This window comes from Halomicrococcus pelagicus (genome assembly GCF_051917725.1).
Lineage (GTDB): Archaea > Halobacteriota > Halobacteria > Halobacteriales > Haladaptataceae > Halomicrococcus.
Genome location: NZ_JBQBLX010000007.1, coordinates 78,405 through 92,285 on the forward strand (window position 1 = coordinate 78,405; position 13,881 = coordinate 92,285).

General features: G+C 61.5%; 11 protein-coding genes. 5 read left to right on the top strand and 6 right to left on the bottom strand.

Annotated elements, in window-relative coordinates; all coding sequences use genetic code 11:
* The first annotated feature begins 6 nt into the window (after positions 1-6).
* Positions 7-1,203: an AGE family epimerase/isomerase gene (locus ACTF4R_RS18270; protein ID WP_440009459.1), complete on the top strand. Its 1,197-nt coding sequence runs from the start codon at positions 7-9 to the stop codon at positions 1,201-1,203.
* 75 nt (positions 1,204-1,278) lie between these two features.
* Here the strand turns inward: ACTF4R_RS18270 and ACTF4R_RS18275 are convergent, their stop codons facing one another.
* Entirely contained in the window at positions 1,279-1,920 is a 642-nt protein-coding gene (locus tag ACTF4R_RS18275; protein WP_440009462.1) for a dienelactone hydrolase family protein, read from the bottom strand.
* 313 nt (positions 1,921-2,233) lie between these two features.
* On the opposite strand from ACTF4R_RS18275, the gene tbsP reads away from it, so the two are divergent.
* Positions 2,234-3,055, top strand: coding sequence for a transcriptional regulator TbsP (gene tbsP / locus ACTF4R_RS18280; protein ID WP_440009464.1), 822 nt, complete (start codon positions 2,234-2,236; stop codon positions 3,053-3,055).
* 294 nt (positions 3,056-3,349) lie between these two features.
* Here tbsP and ACTF4R_RS18285 read toward each other — a convergent pair whose 3' ends face one another.
* Positions 3,350-4,375 carry a hypothetical protein gene (locus tag ACTF4R_RS18285; RefSeq protein ID WP_440009466.1) on the bottom strand — a complete coding sequence of 342 codons (1,026 nt, stop codon included), beginning with the start codon at positions 4,373-4,375 and terminating at the stop codon, positions 3,350-3,352.
* Positions 4,376-4,891: 516 nt separating this feature from the next.
* Between ACTF4R_RS18285 and ACTF4R_RS18290 the strand changes: the two genes are divergently transcribed.
* Positions 4,892-5,740, top strand: a complete 849-nt coding sequence (locus ACTF4R_RS18290) for a hypothetical protein (protein WP_440009468.1) — start codon at positions 4,892-4,894, stop codon at positions 5,738-5,740.
* A 1,506-nt stretch (positions 5,741-7,246) separates the two neighbouring features.
* A complete protein-coding gene (locus ACTF4R_RS18295) occupies positions 7,247-8,521 on the top strand; it encodes a Cdc6/Cdc18 family protein (RefSeq protein ID WP_440009471.1) in 1,275 nt (424 codons plus the stop codon).
* 787 nt (positions 8,522-9,308) lie between these two features.
* On the opposite strand, the gene ACTF4R_RS18300 is transcribed toward ACTF4R_RS18295, so the two are convergent.
* The 3 genes from ACTF4R_RS18300 to ACTF4R_RS18310 all read right to left on the bottom strand — a co-directional run bounded on the left by ACTF4R_RS18300 (position 9,309) and on the right by ACTF4R_RS18310 (position 11,684).
* Positions 9,309-9,683: a DUF7970 domain-containing protein gene (locus ACTF4R_RS18300; protein WP_440009473.1), complete on the bottom strand. Its 375-nt coding sequence runs from the start codon at positions 9,681-9,683 to the stop codon at positions 9,309-9,311.
* Positions 9,680-10,564 carry a ParA family protein gene (locus tag ACTF4R_RS18305; RefSeq protein WP_440009475.1) on the bottom strand — a complete coding sequence of 295 codons (885 nt, stop codon included), beginning with the start codon at positions 10,562-10,564 and terminating at the stop codon, positions 9,680-9,682. Before ACTF4R_RS18305 ends, ACTF4R_RS18300 begins: the two co-directional genes overlap by 4 nt.
* Positions 10,565-11,543: 979 nt before the next feature.
* Positions 11,544-11,684, bottom strand: a complete 141-nt coding sequence (locus ACTF4R_RS18310; RefSeq protein WP_440009478.1) for a hypothetical protein — start codon at positions 11,682-11,684, stop codon at positions 11,544-11,546.
* 167 nt (positions 11,685-11,851) lie between these two features.
* Here ACTF4R_RS18310 and rdfA point away from each other — a divergent pair, with 167 nt between their 5' ends.
* Positions 11,852-12,469, top strand: a complete 618-nt coding sequence (gene rdfA, locus ACTF4R_RS18315) for a rod-determining factor RdfA (RefSeq protein WP_440009481.1) — start codon at positions 11,852-11,854, stop codon at positions 12,467-12,469.
* 566 nt (positions 12,470-13,035) lie between these two features.
* On the opposite strand, the gene ACTF4R_RS18320 is transcribed toward rdfA, so the two are convergent.
* On the bottom strand, positions 13,036-13,815 hold the full coding sequence (locus ACTF4R_RS18320) for an IclR family transcriptional regulator (RefSeq protein ID WP_440009483.1): 780 nt from the start codon (positions 13,813-13,815) through the stop codon (positions 13,036-13,038).
* Between the last annotated feature and the right edge of the window lie 66 nt (positions 13,816-13,881).

Here is a 13,881-nt window from a genome sequence, read left to right on the forward strand (position 1 = left end):
GTGTTGATGGACGACACTCCGACGCTGTTCCGTGACGCGCGGTGGCTTCGCCAGCACGCCGGACAGCTACTGAACTTCTACTATCCGGACTGCATCGACCACACCCACGGCGGGTACGTCGCACAGTTGAGCGACCACGACGGCCACGTCTACGACGGTCGGACGAAGCATCTCGTCGCGACGTGCCGCCTCGTGTACAACTTCAGCGTCGGCGAACTCCTCGACGGGCCCGACTGGTGTCGCTCGGCGGCGACGCACGGACTCCAGTTCCTGCTGTCCGAGCACCGCGACGAGGATAGCGGCGGGTTCGCGTGGCTGCTCGACGGCCGCGACGTGACCGACGGGACGCGGTCCTGTTACGGCCACGCGTTCGTCCTGCTGGCGCTCGCGACGGCGACGAAGGCCGACCTCCCGGGTGCGCGCGAGGAAGTCGACGCCGTCTACGACCTCGTCGACGAGCACTTCTGGGAGCCCGACCACGACCTCTGTCGCAGCGAACTCGACGCCGACTGGGAGCCGACGTCGACCTACCGCGGCCAGAACGCGAACATGCACGTGTGCGAGGCGATGCTCGCCGCGTACGAGGCGACCGACGACCGGCGGTATCTCGACCGCGCGTACGCCATCGCCGACGCGCTCGCCCGCCGGCTCGCCGACCGAGGTGACGGCCTCGTGTGGGAGCATTACACGGACGACTGGGACCTCGACTGGGAGTACAACCGCGACGAACCGGACCACCTGTTCCGGCCGTGGGGCTACCAGCCCGGCCACCTGCTGGAGTGGAGCAAACTCCTGCTGATGCTCGACCGACACCGCGAGGAGCCCTGGTTGTGCGACCGCGCCGAACGGTTCTTCGAGAGCGCCGTCGAGAACGGCTGGGACGACGAGTACGGCGGGTTCTACTACACCTTCGACCGCGATGGCGAGCCCATCGTCACGGACAAGTACTACTGGAAGCTCGCGGAGGGCATCGCGGCCGCCGCGCTGCTTGCCGACCGAACCGGGGACGACCGCTACTGGGAGTGGTACGACCGCTTCTGGGAGTACGCCTGGGACAACGTGGTGAACCGGAAGTACGGCAACTGGTTCTTCAAACTTACGCGAGACAACGACGTCCACCCCGACGTCGACCAGTCCCCGGCGGTCACCGTCGGCTACCATCCCCTCAGCGCCTGCTTCGAAGTGCTCGAACGCGCCGTCTGACGGGAACGGTGCGCGAGGGGACGGAGTGACTGCTCAAGGGTCGTCCTCGTGACGGAGGACGCTACGGGCCGACGCTCACGACAGGTGGTCGGCGAACCAGTCGGCGGCGAGGTCGGCCACCTCATCGAGTTCCCCCGGTCCCTCGAACAGGTGGCCCGCACCCTCGATCACTGCCAGTTGCTTCTCGCAGTCGAGGGCGTCGAACGCCTCGCGGTTGAGTTCGAGCACGTCCGTGTCCTCGCCGCCGACGACGAACAACGTCGCCGCCTGGACGTCACCCAGGTGCCCGGACGCCATGTCGACTCGTCCGCCACGCGACACGACGGCCGCGACGTCGGAGCCGCCTCGCGCCGCGGCCCGGAGCGCGGCGGCCGCGCCCGTGCTGGAGCCGAAATAGCCGAGCGTGAGGTCCCTCGTCACGTCGTACGCTCCGAGCCACTCCGTGACCGCTGTCAGGCGGTCCGTCAGGAGCGGTACGTCGAATCGGTTCTCCCGGGACCGGTCCTCCACTTCCGTGAGCAGGTCGAAGAGGAAGGTACCGAGGCCGCGCGACTGGAGTACGTCCGCGACGTGGTTGTTTCGAGGGCTGTGACGACTGCTCCCGCTTCCGTGTGCGAACACGACCAGTCCCCTCGCACCCTCGGGGATGCGTAGTTCTCCTTCGAGGTCCACCCCGTCGGCTGGCACGTAAACGATGTCCCCCTCGGGTTGCACCATCGCCGAACGTGCGACACTGAGTGGCATAATACCAGCGGTAGTTCTCGAAACGCGGAGACGTCCGGGGAGCGGAAGTGCCAGCGAAGCACCCGGGACCGTCCGTCGCTATCGCCGACGGGAACGACACCGGATTCTCGTGAGCCATTCCCGCTTACTCCGCTGCTTGCGCCCCACGACGGGCGTTTTCGGAGGGAACGATAGCTACGTTATGCGCTTTTCTTTCCTCGTGACCGTAGTCTTCATCCGCGTTAAGCCGGGAATTCTTAGAAGCAATCGGTGAACAACAAAGTATATACCGCCACCAAGTCCCATTATGCCATCCGCCGAACTGCTTGACCACGACATCGTCGACCTCTTTCACAATCTCTTCGAGACAACAACCGAGCCGATCCTCGTGGTTAATCCATCACGGACCGAGTTCAATGGTCTGATTACGGCCGCCATAGAGTTCGAGGGCGACCTCTCCGAACTGCGCGTGCTCACGGACGAGCAGACGCCGAAGGACATCTTCGACGACTTCGTCACCGCGGGCCACGCGGCAGACCTGATCGCCGACGGGCGGCTGTCGCCACGGTCGACGGAAGACATCGCCCGGAGTTCGCTGCTGATCACTGCGGACCAGGCCATACCGCTCGTCGAGGTGGAGGGAGACGTGACGGGGTTCCAGTCGGACGACCCGGAACTGGTCGAGCGAATGCGAACGGTGTTCTCGGAGGAATGGGAGAACGCCGACGAGGTCACGCTCCGGACGCCTCCGCTGTCACAGGTCCGGGAGACGATGCGGGAAGACATCGGGGAGGACGCGGCCGACGATTTCGACCAGATTCTCGACGCAGTCGAGACCGTAGACAGCGACAGTGACCTCGACGAGGTGACCATTTGCTTGCTCGTTGCTGCGAGAAACGAGGTGTTGCTCTACGACATCAGCAAGTGGGGCGAAGACGTCAGCCTCGCGAGCAAGGCGACTTTCTCGCGCACGAAGACGAGACTGGAGGACAACGGGATCATCGACACCGAAAAGGTCCCCATCGAGGTCGGACGCCCGCGTCTCAGGCTACGCTTCGCGGACGAACAACTGCAGGACGCGAGCATCGACGAGATGCTCTCGGAAGTGCGAACCCAACTGGAAGCGTAGGCCCGTCCGACTCGGAGCAGCCAGCCGTCGAACGGCAACTGAAGGTCGTTCTCTCCGGGCCGTTGCCGATGGACACGACCCCGTGAGGACGACCGCTGGCGACCAGCGTCGACCGAACCGTGTGAAAGCGGCAAAACGAGTCGACGGCGTCGGTGGTCGCTACCGTGGTTCGTCACCACCGTGGACGCCCTCTGCACCGACCGAAGTCACGGTCGACGATTCGTTTCTCCCTTCGCCAGCGACTACTGACCCGACCGAACGCCTCGTCGGTCACGCCGCCGCTCACTTGGACGTCTAGTTCGCCGCCGTCTCGTTCGCGGCTTCGGTCACGGTCGCCCCTGCCTCGGTCGTTTCCGCGGCCTCGGTCGCCGTGGTTTCACCGGCGGCTTCGGTGGTCTCCGCAGCGGTCGTCTCTTCGGGTTCCTCGGTCGTCTCTTCAGGTGCCTCGGTCGTCTCCGTGGCAGCCGGCGCCGCGGTCGTGGTCGTTCCGGCGGCCTCGGTGGTGGCGTTCGCCGCTTCCGTCGCCGTCGCAGCGGGCGTCGTGGTCACGTTCGCCGCCGCAGTGGTCGTCGTCTCGTTGAACTCCGCTCCGACGACGACGTCGCCTGCGGAGGCAATCTGTGCCGTGGCCTCGTCGACGGATCCGTTGTTAGCGGCTATGCTCACGAAGTCGAAGTCGGGGTCGGTCCCCTCCGCGATGGACTCCACGTCCGGTTGCGACTGGCCGGTCGTCACCTGCTCGACGGTGAGCGATCCGATAGTGAGCTGTTCGAGTTGGACCTGATCGACGACGGCAGTACCGAGGCTCTCGTTCCCGTCGGCCGTCGTCTCGTTCGGCATCTCGGTCGTCGTCTCGTTGGCAGTCGCCGCCTCCGTCGTCGTCTGGTTGTCCGTTTCGTTCGCCGTCTCCGTCCGGGTGGTCGTCGTCGCCGTCGTGGCTCCGGTCTGGAACTCCTCGACGACGACCGTATCGACGGTAACCTGCCGGATCAACATCTGCTGGAAGGAGGCGTTTTCGACCGCGATGTTTCCGGCGGACTGCTGTCTACCGGAAAGGTTCGTCCCGTTGACGCTATCGAGACTGGCGTTCGCGAGCGTCAACTGTTCGAGACGGACGTCCGTAATCATGACGCCCGTGAGCGTCCGGCCTTCGTCTCGAAGCTGTATCTCGTTCGCCTGTATCGTCCCTATCGTCGCGTTCTCGACCGTCGCGTTCCCGACCTGAAGCCGGTCGACGGTCACGTCCTGGAGCGTGACGCCCTCCCGCGCTTGTCCGGATTGGGCCGCCACTGTCGAAGCACCTGCGACGCTCGTGAGCATCAACAGCGCCGTTACGACCGCTACACTGCGTTGAACGTTCCATCTCATCCCCACGACGGTACCGCGATGGGGTCAATAAACGAGGGGGATGGTTTCGCTCGATTCGTCTTTTCGACGCCTGCCTATCACCATCGAACGAGGATTACTCGACCGAATCGTCGGCGTATCTCGACGCCGTTCGAAGCGTGTCGCGAGCCACCCGTCCGGAATCATCGGAGTCGAGCGAGCCCGTCCGTGTTACGTTCGTAACGGAAAGGGGCGCTCTTCGACGGCGTCGACGCTGGGCAGGTTCTGTAAGTGCCGACCTGCGTTCGACGTCGTCGGCACGGTTCGGCCGTGAAGGGAGTACTTATTACTGTAACCGCTCTCTGAAAGAGAAGATTGAGAGTCCCTAGAGGAAACCTGTTCGGTTAGTTGCATCCTGTAGGTAGCGGTTCGACACGGGAAGGGAGAGCCTATTCCGTTAGTATCGCGCTCATAACAATTAAGGCATCACTACCATTTGGAGCTGGAATCATGCAATTATCCGGCTTCGGCCTCTCGGACTATAAGCAACTGTTGAGGACGGCACTCGACCAGGGGTACGAGTTCTACACCGTGGCCGAGTACTTCGACACGACGACCCTAGATACGCCCTCCATCGTGCTCCGGCACGACGTGGACCGCCGCGTCCACAACGCCGTCGCACTGGCCGAGGTCGAAACCGACCTGGGAATCGACGCCACCTACTACTTCCGGACGAGTACGTTCGACCCCGGCCTCGCCGAATCGATGGAGGCGGACGGTCACGAAATCGGCTATCACTACGAGGACCTGGCGAACGAACGCGGTGACGTGCGACGAGCACACGCCCGGTTCGCCGCCAACCTGGCGTCGTTTCGCCAGCACGTTACCGTCGACACGATCTGCTCCCACGGGAGTCCGCTCTCTCCCCACCTGAACACGGATCTGTGGGAAGGTACCCGGACACCGGCGGACTACGATCTCACCGGGAGAGCGTACGAGGTAGAGGCCGACGACGATGGCACCAGCGAACGGCTGTACTGTTCCGATACCGGCCGCGACTGGAACGTGTCCGTCCCCGGCTTCGGCCGTGTTCGCTCTACCGACGACGTGATACGCGCCCTCGAGTCGGAAGCGTGTCAGGACCTGTATCTCCTCGCACATCCCAGTCGGTGGGCGACGTCCCGCATCCAGTCGGTCGAACGACCGAGCTGGGACATCGCCGCCGAGACCGGGAAAGCTATCGCGAGCGGCGTTCACAACTTACAGCGAACGAGCAGACGATTCGCCGAACGGACGCACGTCGCAGGGGCCGTTCGAGCGATAGCGAGCACTACGTCTACGACCAGAAGCGAGCGTTAGCGAACACCACGTGTCCGTCCAGAAGCGAGCGATAGCGAGCAATCGCGGACGTGGCCCAGCGGCGGACCGTCGTCGGTTGGATTCGACCAGCCGTCGGGTCGATGTCCTCCGGCGGTGAACGTAATGACCGGAGAGACGAGCGCACCGTCGTTGCCGTCGAAACGGACGATGATCTCGGTGAGATGGTGTCAGTTGCGGACCCAGTGAATTCGTGTCGGTCGAGAAGACGACGGTGACACACACCCCTCGTCCAGAGTGTATTTCTTGGAGGGGAAGGGTGGGGTAGGGGTGAGGTCGAACGAACCAGCCATACGGCGACGACTTCAGAGAAAACGGGTAGACGAGGGATGTCCGTCGGATACCGTCGGAGATACCGTCCACTCGACGAAACTACTGGAGACGACACGAACGGAACGTTACGACCGTACGTTTCGGCCGTTCGGAACGAACGGTCGTTCTCCTCACTATAGAACGAACTATCCAATGGACTATGAGACCGTGCCACCACATAAAACTTCTAGATCGACTTCTACATCGAGTGTAAACTTCTACATCAAGAGGTGATTGGTCGGTAAGTGGGTCCCAGTCCTCTCGATTGTCCCGTCGGTTCGACTGTCCCACCTGGACGGCGTATGGTTGCTTCCACGATAGAGCTGTACTCGTTCGGGCTGATACCCCCCAAAACGACGGTAAGGATGGCGTTACGTACGGCGAGTATTTCCTCGAGACGACTGTCTCGAACGATGGCCAGACCACCCCGAACGACGGTCGGATGGCGACCGCCTGCACGGACCGTGCCTACCTTCGTCGCGTTTCACTCTGGACGAGGGGTGTGTGTTTGCGGGATGAGGGGGCGTACCGGCGAGAGGGAAGCGCGTACTGGCAACACGAGACGTGGGGGCGACGAGGGGAACGTACTGGCGAGAGAGAATGGATCGTCACTTCGTCGCACTCCAGCTGACCGAACCCGTCCACCGTATCTATCCGAGTAAACCCGGTGAGGAACGAGAAGGACGACGTCGCCCCACGGCCCGTGCTAGACGACACCGACGAGTGGCGTGAGGACCGAGATCTCTTCGACCGCTGTGACAGTACACTCTGTATCGGGGGTGTCCCGGACGAGTCACAGTGGCGGATGACGACCACGAATCGGTCGTCCCTTTCACTTTGGACGAGGGGTGGGGGCTGGTTCGTTAGTTCGATACACTCTGGACGAGGGGTGTGGCCAGCGCTCCGGTTCTCGCAATCGTCCTCGATTCGACGTTCGTCGGAGACTGCATTTTCACTCTGGACCAGGGGTGGGTCGCGACGAGACCTCGCGAGGGATTTCCGCGTCGGTCGACCGCTTCGACGTCCATCGGAATACAGTCTGGACGAGGGGTGTGTGGTTGTGAAGCTGCGAGTCAGAAATTCTAAACCTCGACGATTCGCCCGCTGTATTTACGGGCGATACACTCTGGCCGAGGAGGGAGTAGTTTTTTATACAATAGCGATAGGACATGAGGTATGACCGACGACCCCGCACGTCTCTCCGACGTCGACGACCCTTTCGAGGATCCGTCGGAGGATCCCCTGTTCAACTGGGACGAGGACGAGGCCGTCCACACGTCGATTTTCGAGCGAAAAGAACTGCTGAAAGTCGGTCACGTCCCGGAGAGTAACCGGATCGTCGGCCGCAACAGCGAAATCGAAGCAGTCGCCGCCGAACTCCGCCCTATCGTCCGCACCGAACCGCCGAACAACGTGATGATCTACGGGAAAACGGGAACGGGCAAGTCGCTCGTCGCTCGTCACGTCACCGAACGTGCACGCCGGGCCGCCGTCGCTCAGGACGTATCGGTCGGCACCGTGTACGTCGACTGTGCACAGCACAACACCCAGACCCGCGTCGCACGGACGATCACTCGCGACCTCAACGACGAGGCCCGAACCGACTTTTCCATTCCCCGGGCAGGCATCGGCAGCGGTGAGTACTACGATTATCTCTGGGAGATTCTCGACGCGGTCTACGACGCCGTCGTGATAATTCTCGACGAGGTGGACAGACTCGAAGACGACGACGTGCTGATGCAACTCTCGCGCGCACGCGAATCCGGGAAGGCCGACTGTCATCTCGGTATCGTGGCGATCAGCAACAAGATCGAGTATCGGGACGAACTCAACGAGCGCGTCAAGAGTAGCCTCCGCGAGGAGGAGTTCGTCTTCCAGCCCTACGATGCCAATCAACTCCGGGACATCATGAACCATCGTCGCGACGCGTTCAAAGACGGCGTTCTCACGGACGAAGTCATTCCCCTCACTGCCGCGTTCGCCGCCCAGGAGCACGGTGACGCTCGAAAGGCGATCGAGATCCTCCGTCACGCTGGTGAACTCGCCGAACGCCAGGGCGACGAACAGGTGTCCGAAGACCACGTCCGCGAAGCGCAGGAGTGGGCCGAGATCGATCGCTTCGAAGAACTCCTTCGAGGCTCGACGACCCAGGTAAAGTTCATCCTCTACGCTCTCGGTCGTCTTACGAAGGAGAACTCCCGAGACGAGTTCTCGACGAGCGAGATCTACGAGCGCTATCAGGTCGTTTGCAAACAGCTCAGCGTCAACGTTCTCGGTGAACACCGCGTCTACGAACTGCTAAAGGAACAAGCGTTCCTCGGCGTCGTCGAGTCGACGCGGACGGGCGGCGGTCGAGGGCAGGGAAGCTACCTGGAGCATCGACTCGTGAAAGACACCGACGTCGTGTTGAAGGCCGTGCTCCGGGACAGCCAGCTAGAAGAGCTCGCGTGACGATATCTCGTCTCTCCGGCGGTCCTCGATTCCGTTCTCTCGTCCACGCCCAGCACCAAAAGACATCGCCAGCGGCTGATTTCCAGCGATCCGGTGTGACGGTAGAGAAATAGCGAAAGTCTACCTCAGTTCCAGCGTCCCCGAATCCTACAATTCCTACGAATCATATAACACTCACGAATCTAACGAATCATACGAATTGTCAACATCCTAGGCATCATTGAACGTGTTCGTATCCCTATGGAGAGTCGTCCGACGCTTACACTTCGTACGAAACTCTCGGTTCGAAGGATGTCTAAGAGTCGTCCGAATCGTAAGGTTCGTACGATTCTCTCGAAGTATGTTCACTCACTCCTTCCGGTGGATTTGGCCGAGAATTTCGCGAGGCTCGGGAATCGTAAACGGTTCAAGAATCGTAAACTGTTCGAGCATCGCAAACTTCGTCTCGGCTTCTCGACCGGCCGTCTTCGAGTTCAGGAGCGTCGATAGTGGCCGCATGTGGTGCAGTTACAGCGTAGAGAGTTCGCAAAATTCGTGGGGTTCGTCAACGTCGCACGATTCGTAACGTAACTGAACTGCAGAGTGGGCCTGTTTACCGTCGACGTTTCGCCGTCCCCGTGGGAATCGTGAGATGGGTCTCCTACACCACTTACGAATCGTACGATTCTCACAGTCCGTACGACGTTCACAACTCGCGCAGTGTGTGCAAATCGTCGACGTCGTACCAGCTCGGAGAGTCGAACGGCGAGTGTAACAGACCGTTGTCGGTGACCGTCGCGCTGTCGACCTACTCTTCGTCGATGTCGATTCCGCGACTGTCGAGGACTAATCGTGCGAGTTCGTCGGGGTTTTCGGCGGCGAGACGGACCATGGCGTCGTGGACTTCCCGGGAGGTTACGTCGCGAACGTCGTGGTCGCGGAGGACGCGGGTCATCTCGAGGTCCCGGCCGTCCTCGAATGACTGCCAGGACTGTTCGCGGGTGTAGATACTGCGGCGCAGATCCGAGGAGAACTCGAACGCCGGCGTCGACCGTGGATCTTGGGTCGTTTCCTGCTCGCTTTCTGTCCGCGCCTCCCCGTCCGTGGTCGTCTTCGACGTCTCTTCCTCCGGTTCTTCCTGTTCGGCGACTGCGTCCTCGAGGTCGTCGAACGCACCCGTCATTCCCGAACCACCTCGCCGCGCTCGACGATCTGTGACAGTTCGGCGTACGCCGATAGCTGGTCGCACGACTCGTCGTAATCGCGGAGCGGGAGCCCCTCGTCGTGCGCGCGGTCGATCGCCGACCGATGCCTGATGCCGGGGAGGTCGTCGTCGTAGTTTCCGTTCTCGAGTGCAGCCCAGTCGTCGTCGGTAAGGCGGGCGTAGTTGGGGACGAGTTTGGCCACCGCTTCCCGAGAATTGATCTCCTCGAGGAGAGCGCGGTCACGCGTGTCGTAGTCGATGCGGTTCTCCAGGTCGGTCGGCGTCACCGCCAGGATGTCGAGCTCGAAGTATTCCCGCGCTTGCATGACGAGGCGCTGGACGGTGCTCGTGAGTCCACTCTCGTAACCGCTTTCGGCGCGCAGCGGGATGATGATGTTTCCGGTCGCGTACATCGCGTTGTCGTTGAGCTTGCCGCGGTTCGCCGGACAGTCGACGACGATGTATTCGTACTCGTCGCCGAGCAGGGGGTCGACGAGATTCTCCTTCAATCGCGTCGTCCCCATCGTCGCTTCTTTCAGGCCGCTCTGGACGTCTTCGAGTGCTTCGTGTGCGGGGAAGATGTCGAGCCCGTCGACCACTGATTCGATGTACTGTTTCGGGTCTTCGCTGCCGATGAGGACCGCTTCTGCGTGATTTTCGTCGGCCTGATACTGGTCGTCGTACCCGAGATTCTGGCTCATGTGTCCGTTGTCGTCGAGGTCGACGACCAGCGCAGAGCCGTTACGGTGTGCGAGCTCTCGTGCGAGATTGAGCGCCGTCGTCGTCTTGCCGAATCCGCCTTTGAGTACGCCGACGGACACCGCCCGCGATTCACGTTCGTCAGTATTCTCGTCTGTCATGTCTACCTCCTGTCCACCGGGCGAAGTTCGCGAACTCCAGCTGTTCTACGAACTGCCAGACTCGTACGATTCGTAGGCATCGTACACCTCGCCGGTGACTCTGTCGTAACCCACGTACGGACCCTATTTAAGAATTGTGCGACTCGTATACATCGTATAATTTCTCGGCATCGCACGATTCGTGAGAGTCGTAAACATCGTAATTACCGGGAACCAGTGTCGTGGAATTCGCCGCTGTGCCCTCTAACAATTCGAGGAAAGGGAGTCACGTCCACGATGACGGCCTCGTTCGTCGACGACCACCTCCGCACGCCACGGTCGTATCCGGAGGTACTCGCCGAACTGCAACGATTCTCGAACCTATCTAGAACAGTACAGTTCGTCCGATTCCTACGAATCGCAGACATCTCTAGAATCGCGACGTGACGACGAACCCATATCCCGGTGGACGAGCTGCGTTCTTTGCGGACTCGTCCAGTCACGTCCGAACCCTACTGACCTATCTCGTTGCCCCAACGTGAGACGAGGCCCTCGCCGTCTCCCAGTCGGACGGAACCCCCGTCGATACGCGGCTCTGTGCTTCGTGATCACCGCCGCCGCCGGCCGACGAGGGAGGGACCATTCGATGCGACGGACAGTGAAGGGGAAAACGTCTCCCGGTACTAGATCGTGACGCGAGTGGTGAACGGCGACATCCCGGCGTTCGGACCAGCTCTGCTATCCTCGTACGTCGGCGTCGGCCCTCGCTCGGTGCGACTCACGGACGACGATGCGTGAACGGAACCGGACGGTACGGAGCCAGTGGGCTGGCGACCCGCCGGAGCTTTGGCATGGGAACTGCAGTCTTTCGGCAAAGCCGGAACCGTCGGACGTCGAACTCTCGTGCACTTCTGCTGTCACCTCTATCAGCGGCGGCCATCGAACCTTCGTTTCTCCTGTATCCCCACCGCCCCGCACTTCTAAACTACATACCGCTATATCAATGTGGTCGCGGTAGTCCGCTGACTGCGGTGGAGGAGCCGACGCGTCGTTCGGTGAGTTCACGTTCGAGTATCGTCGCTGCGGCGAGGAGGACGTACGAACCTTCGTGACAGTAGGCCATCGCTCTCTCCTCGGTCACTTGCTCGAAAGTCCCGAAGTACTGTATTACACTTCTATATCTGTAACGAGCCCCTCCGGGACGTTTCGTACCGTCCGGGGGTGACTGGGGTTCCGTCACCGCGAGTGGTCGGGACCTGCCGTCCGTCTCCGAAACAGTCAAAGGTGTAACGTGAGCTACTGTGAGGTATGAGCGAGAACTCGGGTACTCGAAGCAAGGTCCAGCGGGTTATCGACGAGTACGAACTGGCGGGGATGGGCGAGCAACTCGAAGCGTACTGGACGGGCGACGACGAGGAGGAGTACAGTCTCCGAGAACTGGCCGACGTCTTCAATCGGGCCGTGCTGCGCGCCGCGCTGGACCGGGCGGGTGCCTCGCCGCTGGAGGGCGAAGTCGAGAACACGCACCGCCTGTTGACGGACGACTCGGTGAGCAGCGGGGTGCGGACCGAAACGAGGAACGCGCTCGCGCGTGACGGCGTCGCCGTCGAGGAACTCGAAGACGACTTCGTCACCCATCAGGCGATTCACACGTACCTGACGAAACATCGCGGCGTGAGCTACGAGTCGAGCGCGGACGAGACGGATCAGGTGGAGAAGAGCGCCGAAACCATACAGCGATTGCGGACGAGAACTGCAGCCGTCACGGAGACGACGCTCGAGAACCTCGAGACCACCGACCGCATCACGCTGGGCGACTTCGACGTCATCGTCGACGTGCGCGTGCTCTGTGACACCTGTGGTCGGTCGTACACGGTCGACGAGATCCTCGAAGACGGTGGCTGTGGCTGTCCTCCCTCGGAGTGAAACTAGCCATTACAATATTAGTGGTGTAATGCCAGATGTCGAAGGTCCGTTTTCTCGAACGAGCGACGCCAGGTCGGTCCGTACGGTCGCGAGACGGGACGAACGTCTCCGACCAGTGTCGTCCGCACCATCAGTTACGTAGAGAGCCGCGTCATCCCGTTTGCAATCGACGAACACCGTTGCGAACGGAAAGCAGTGGGACGAGCCCACACGTCGGTTGGAGGGCACGGCGGTGAGGCGGCGATACTGACGGGAAGAGCGGTGATACCGGCCGACCGCTACGCTCTTCGCACGCTCCGTCGGAGGAACGGTCAGGTAGACGAAGAGGCGTCGAAACCGGACGAACGGCGCGTCGTCGACCGTTTCTCTGGCCGAATCGAGCGACTACGACGCCGTTCACCGTCCACGAATCCCGGTGTCGACCGGTTCCAACGGAAAACGACTCTAGAGGGCGGTACTGCCCCTTGAACTGGCGCATCTCGTCACTTTTCGTTCGATTACGTGCGGAAAATCGTCGAAATAGCCCTCTCGGCCACTGTCGCCGCGTATTTGCGACGAGCGAACGACTACACCTGCGTAGCGTTCACTTCGATGACGTTGGCTGCACCGCGGACGATCTCGGGCAGTTCCTCCCGGAACCTGTCGCCCTTGAACCGGCTGGTCGGGCCAGAGATGCTGATTGCGCCCTGGATATCGCCGTTCGGATGCGCTATCGGTGCGGCCACGCATCGCAGCCCCTGGAGGATCTCCTCGTCGTCGAACGCGACTTTCTGTTCGCGAATCGCATCCAGTTCTTCGAACAGTTCGTCGCGAGTGGAAACGGTGTTCGGAGTCCGCTGGGGTAACCCCGTTTTGTCGATGATCTCGTCGACTCTCGTTCTGGAGAGCTGTGAGAGTATCGCCTTTCCGAGCGCAGTGCAGTGGAGGTCCTTCCGGTTGCCCGTGTACGACGCCGTCTGGATGGCGTTGTCTCCACTCGCCTTGTGGAGGTAGACCCCTTTCCCGTGTTCCTCTATCATGAACTGGGCGACTTCGCCGGTCTCTTCGGCCAGTCGGTCTACCTCCTTCTTCGTTATCTCGTAGATGTCGACGTTCGACTTCGCGTACTCTCCGAAGTCGACGAACCGGAGACTGACCCGGTACTCGTCGCCGCGCTTGACGACGAACTCGTTGTCGACGAGCGTCGCGAGATGGCTGTGCACCGTCGCTTTGGCGATGTCGAGATGGTCGGCCAGTTCGGTGACGCCAGCCCCGTCCAGTTCCCGCAGTGCTTCGAGGATCTCTGTCGTCGTCTGGACGGCTTTCACCCGCCGTCCCTCGCCGCTCGGACCGCCGTGCTTGCTCATACGTGGTCGTACTCGACACAGCCCCATATCGTTTGCGACTAGCGAACGTCCCTCTCGGGCGTCGGT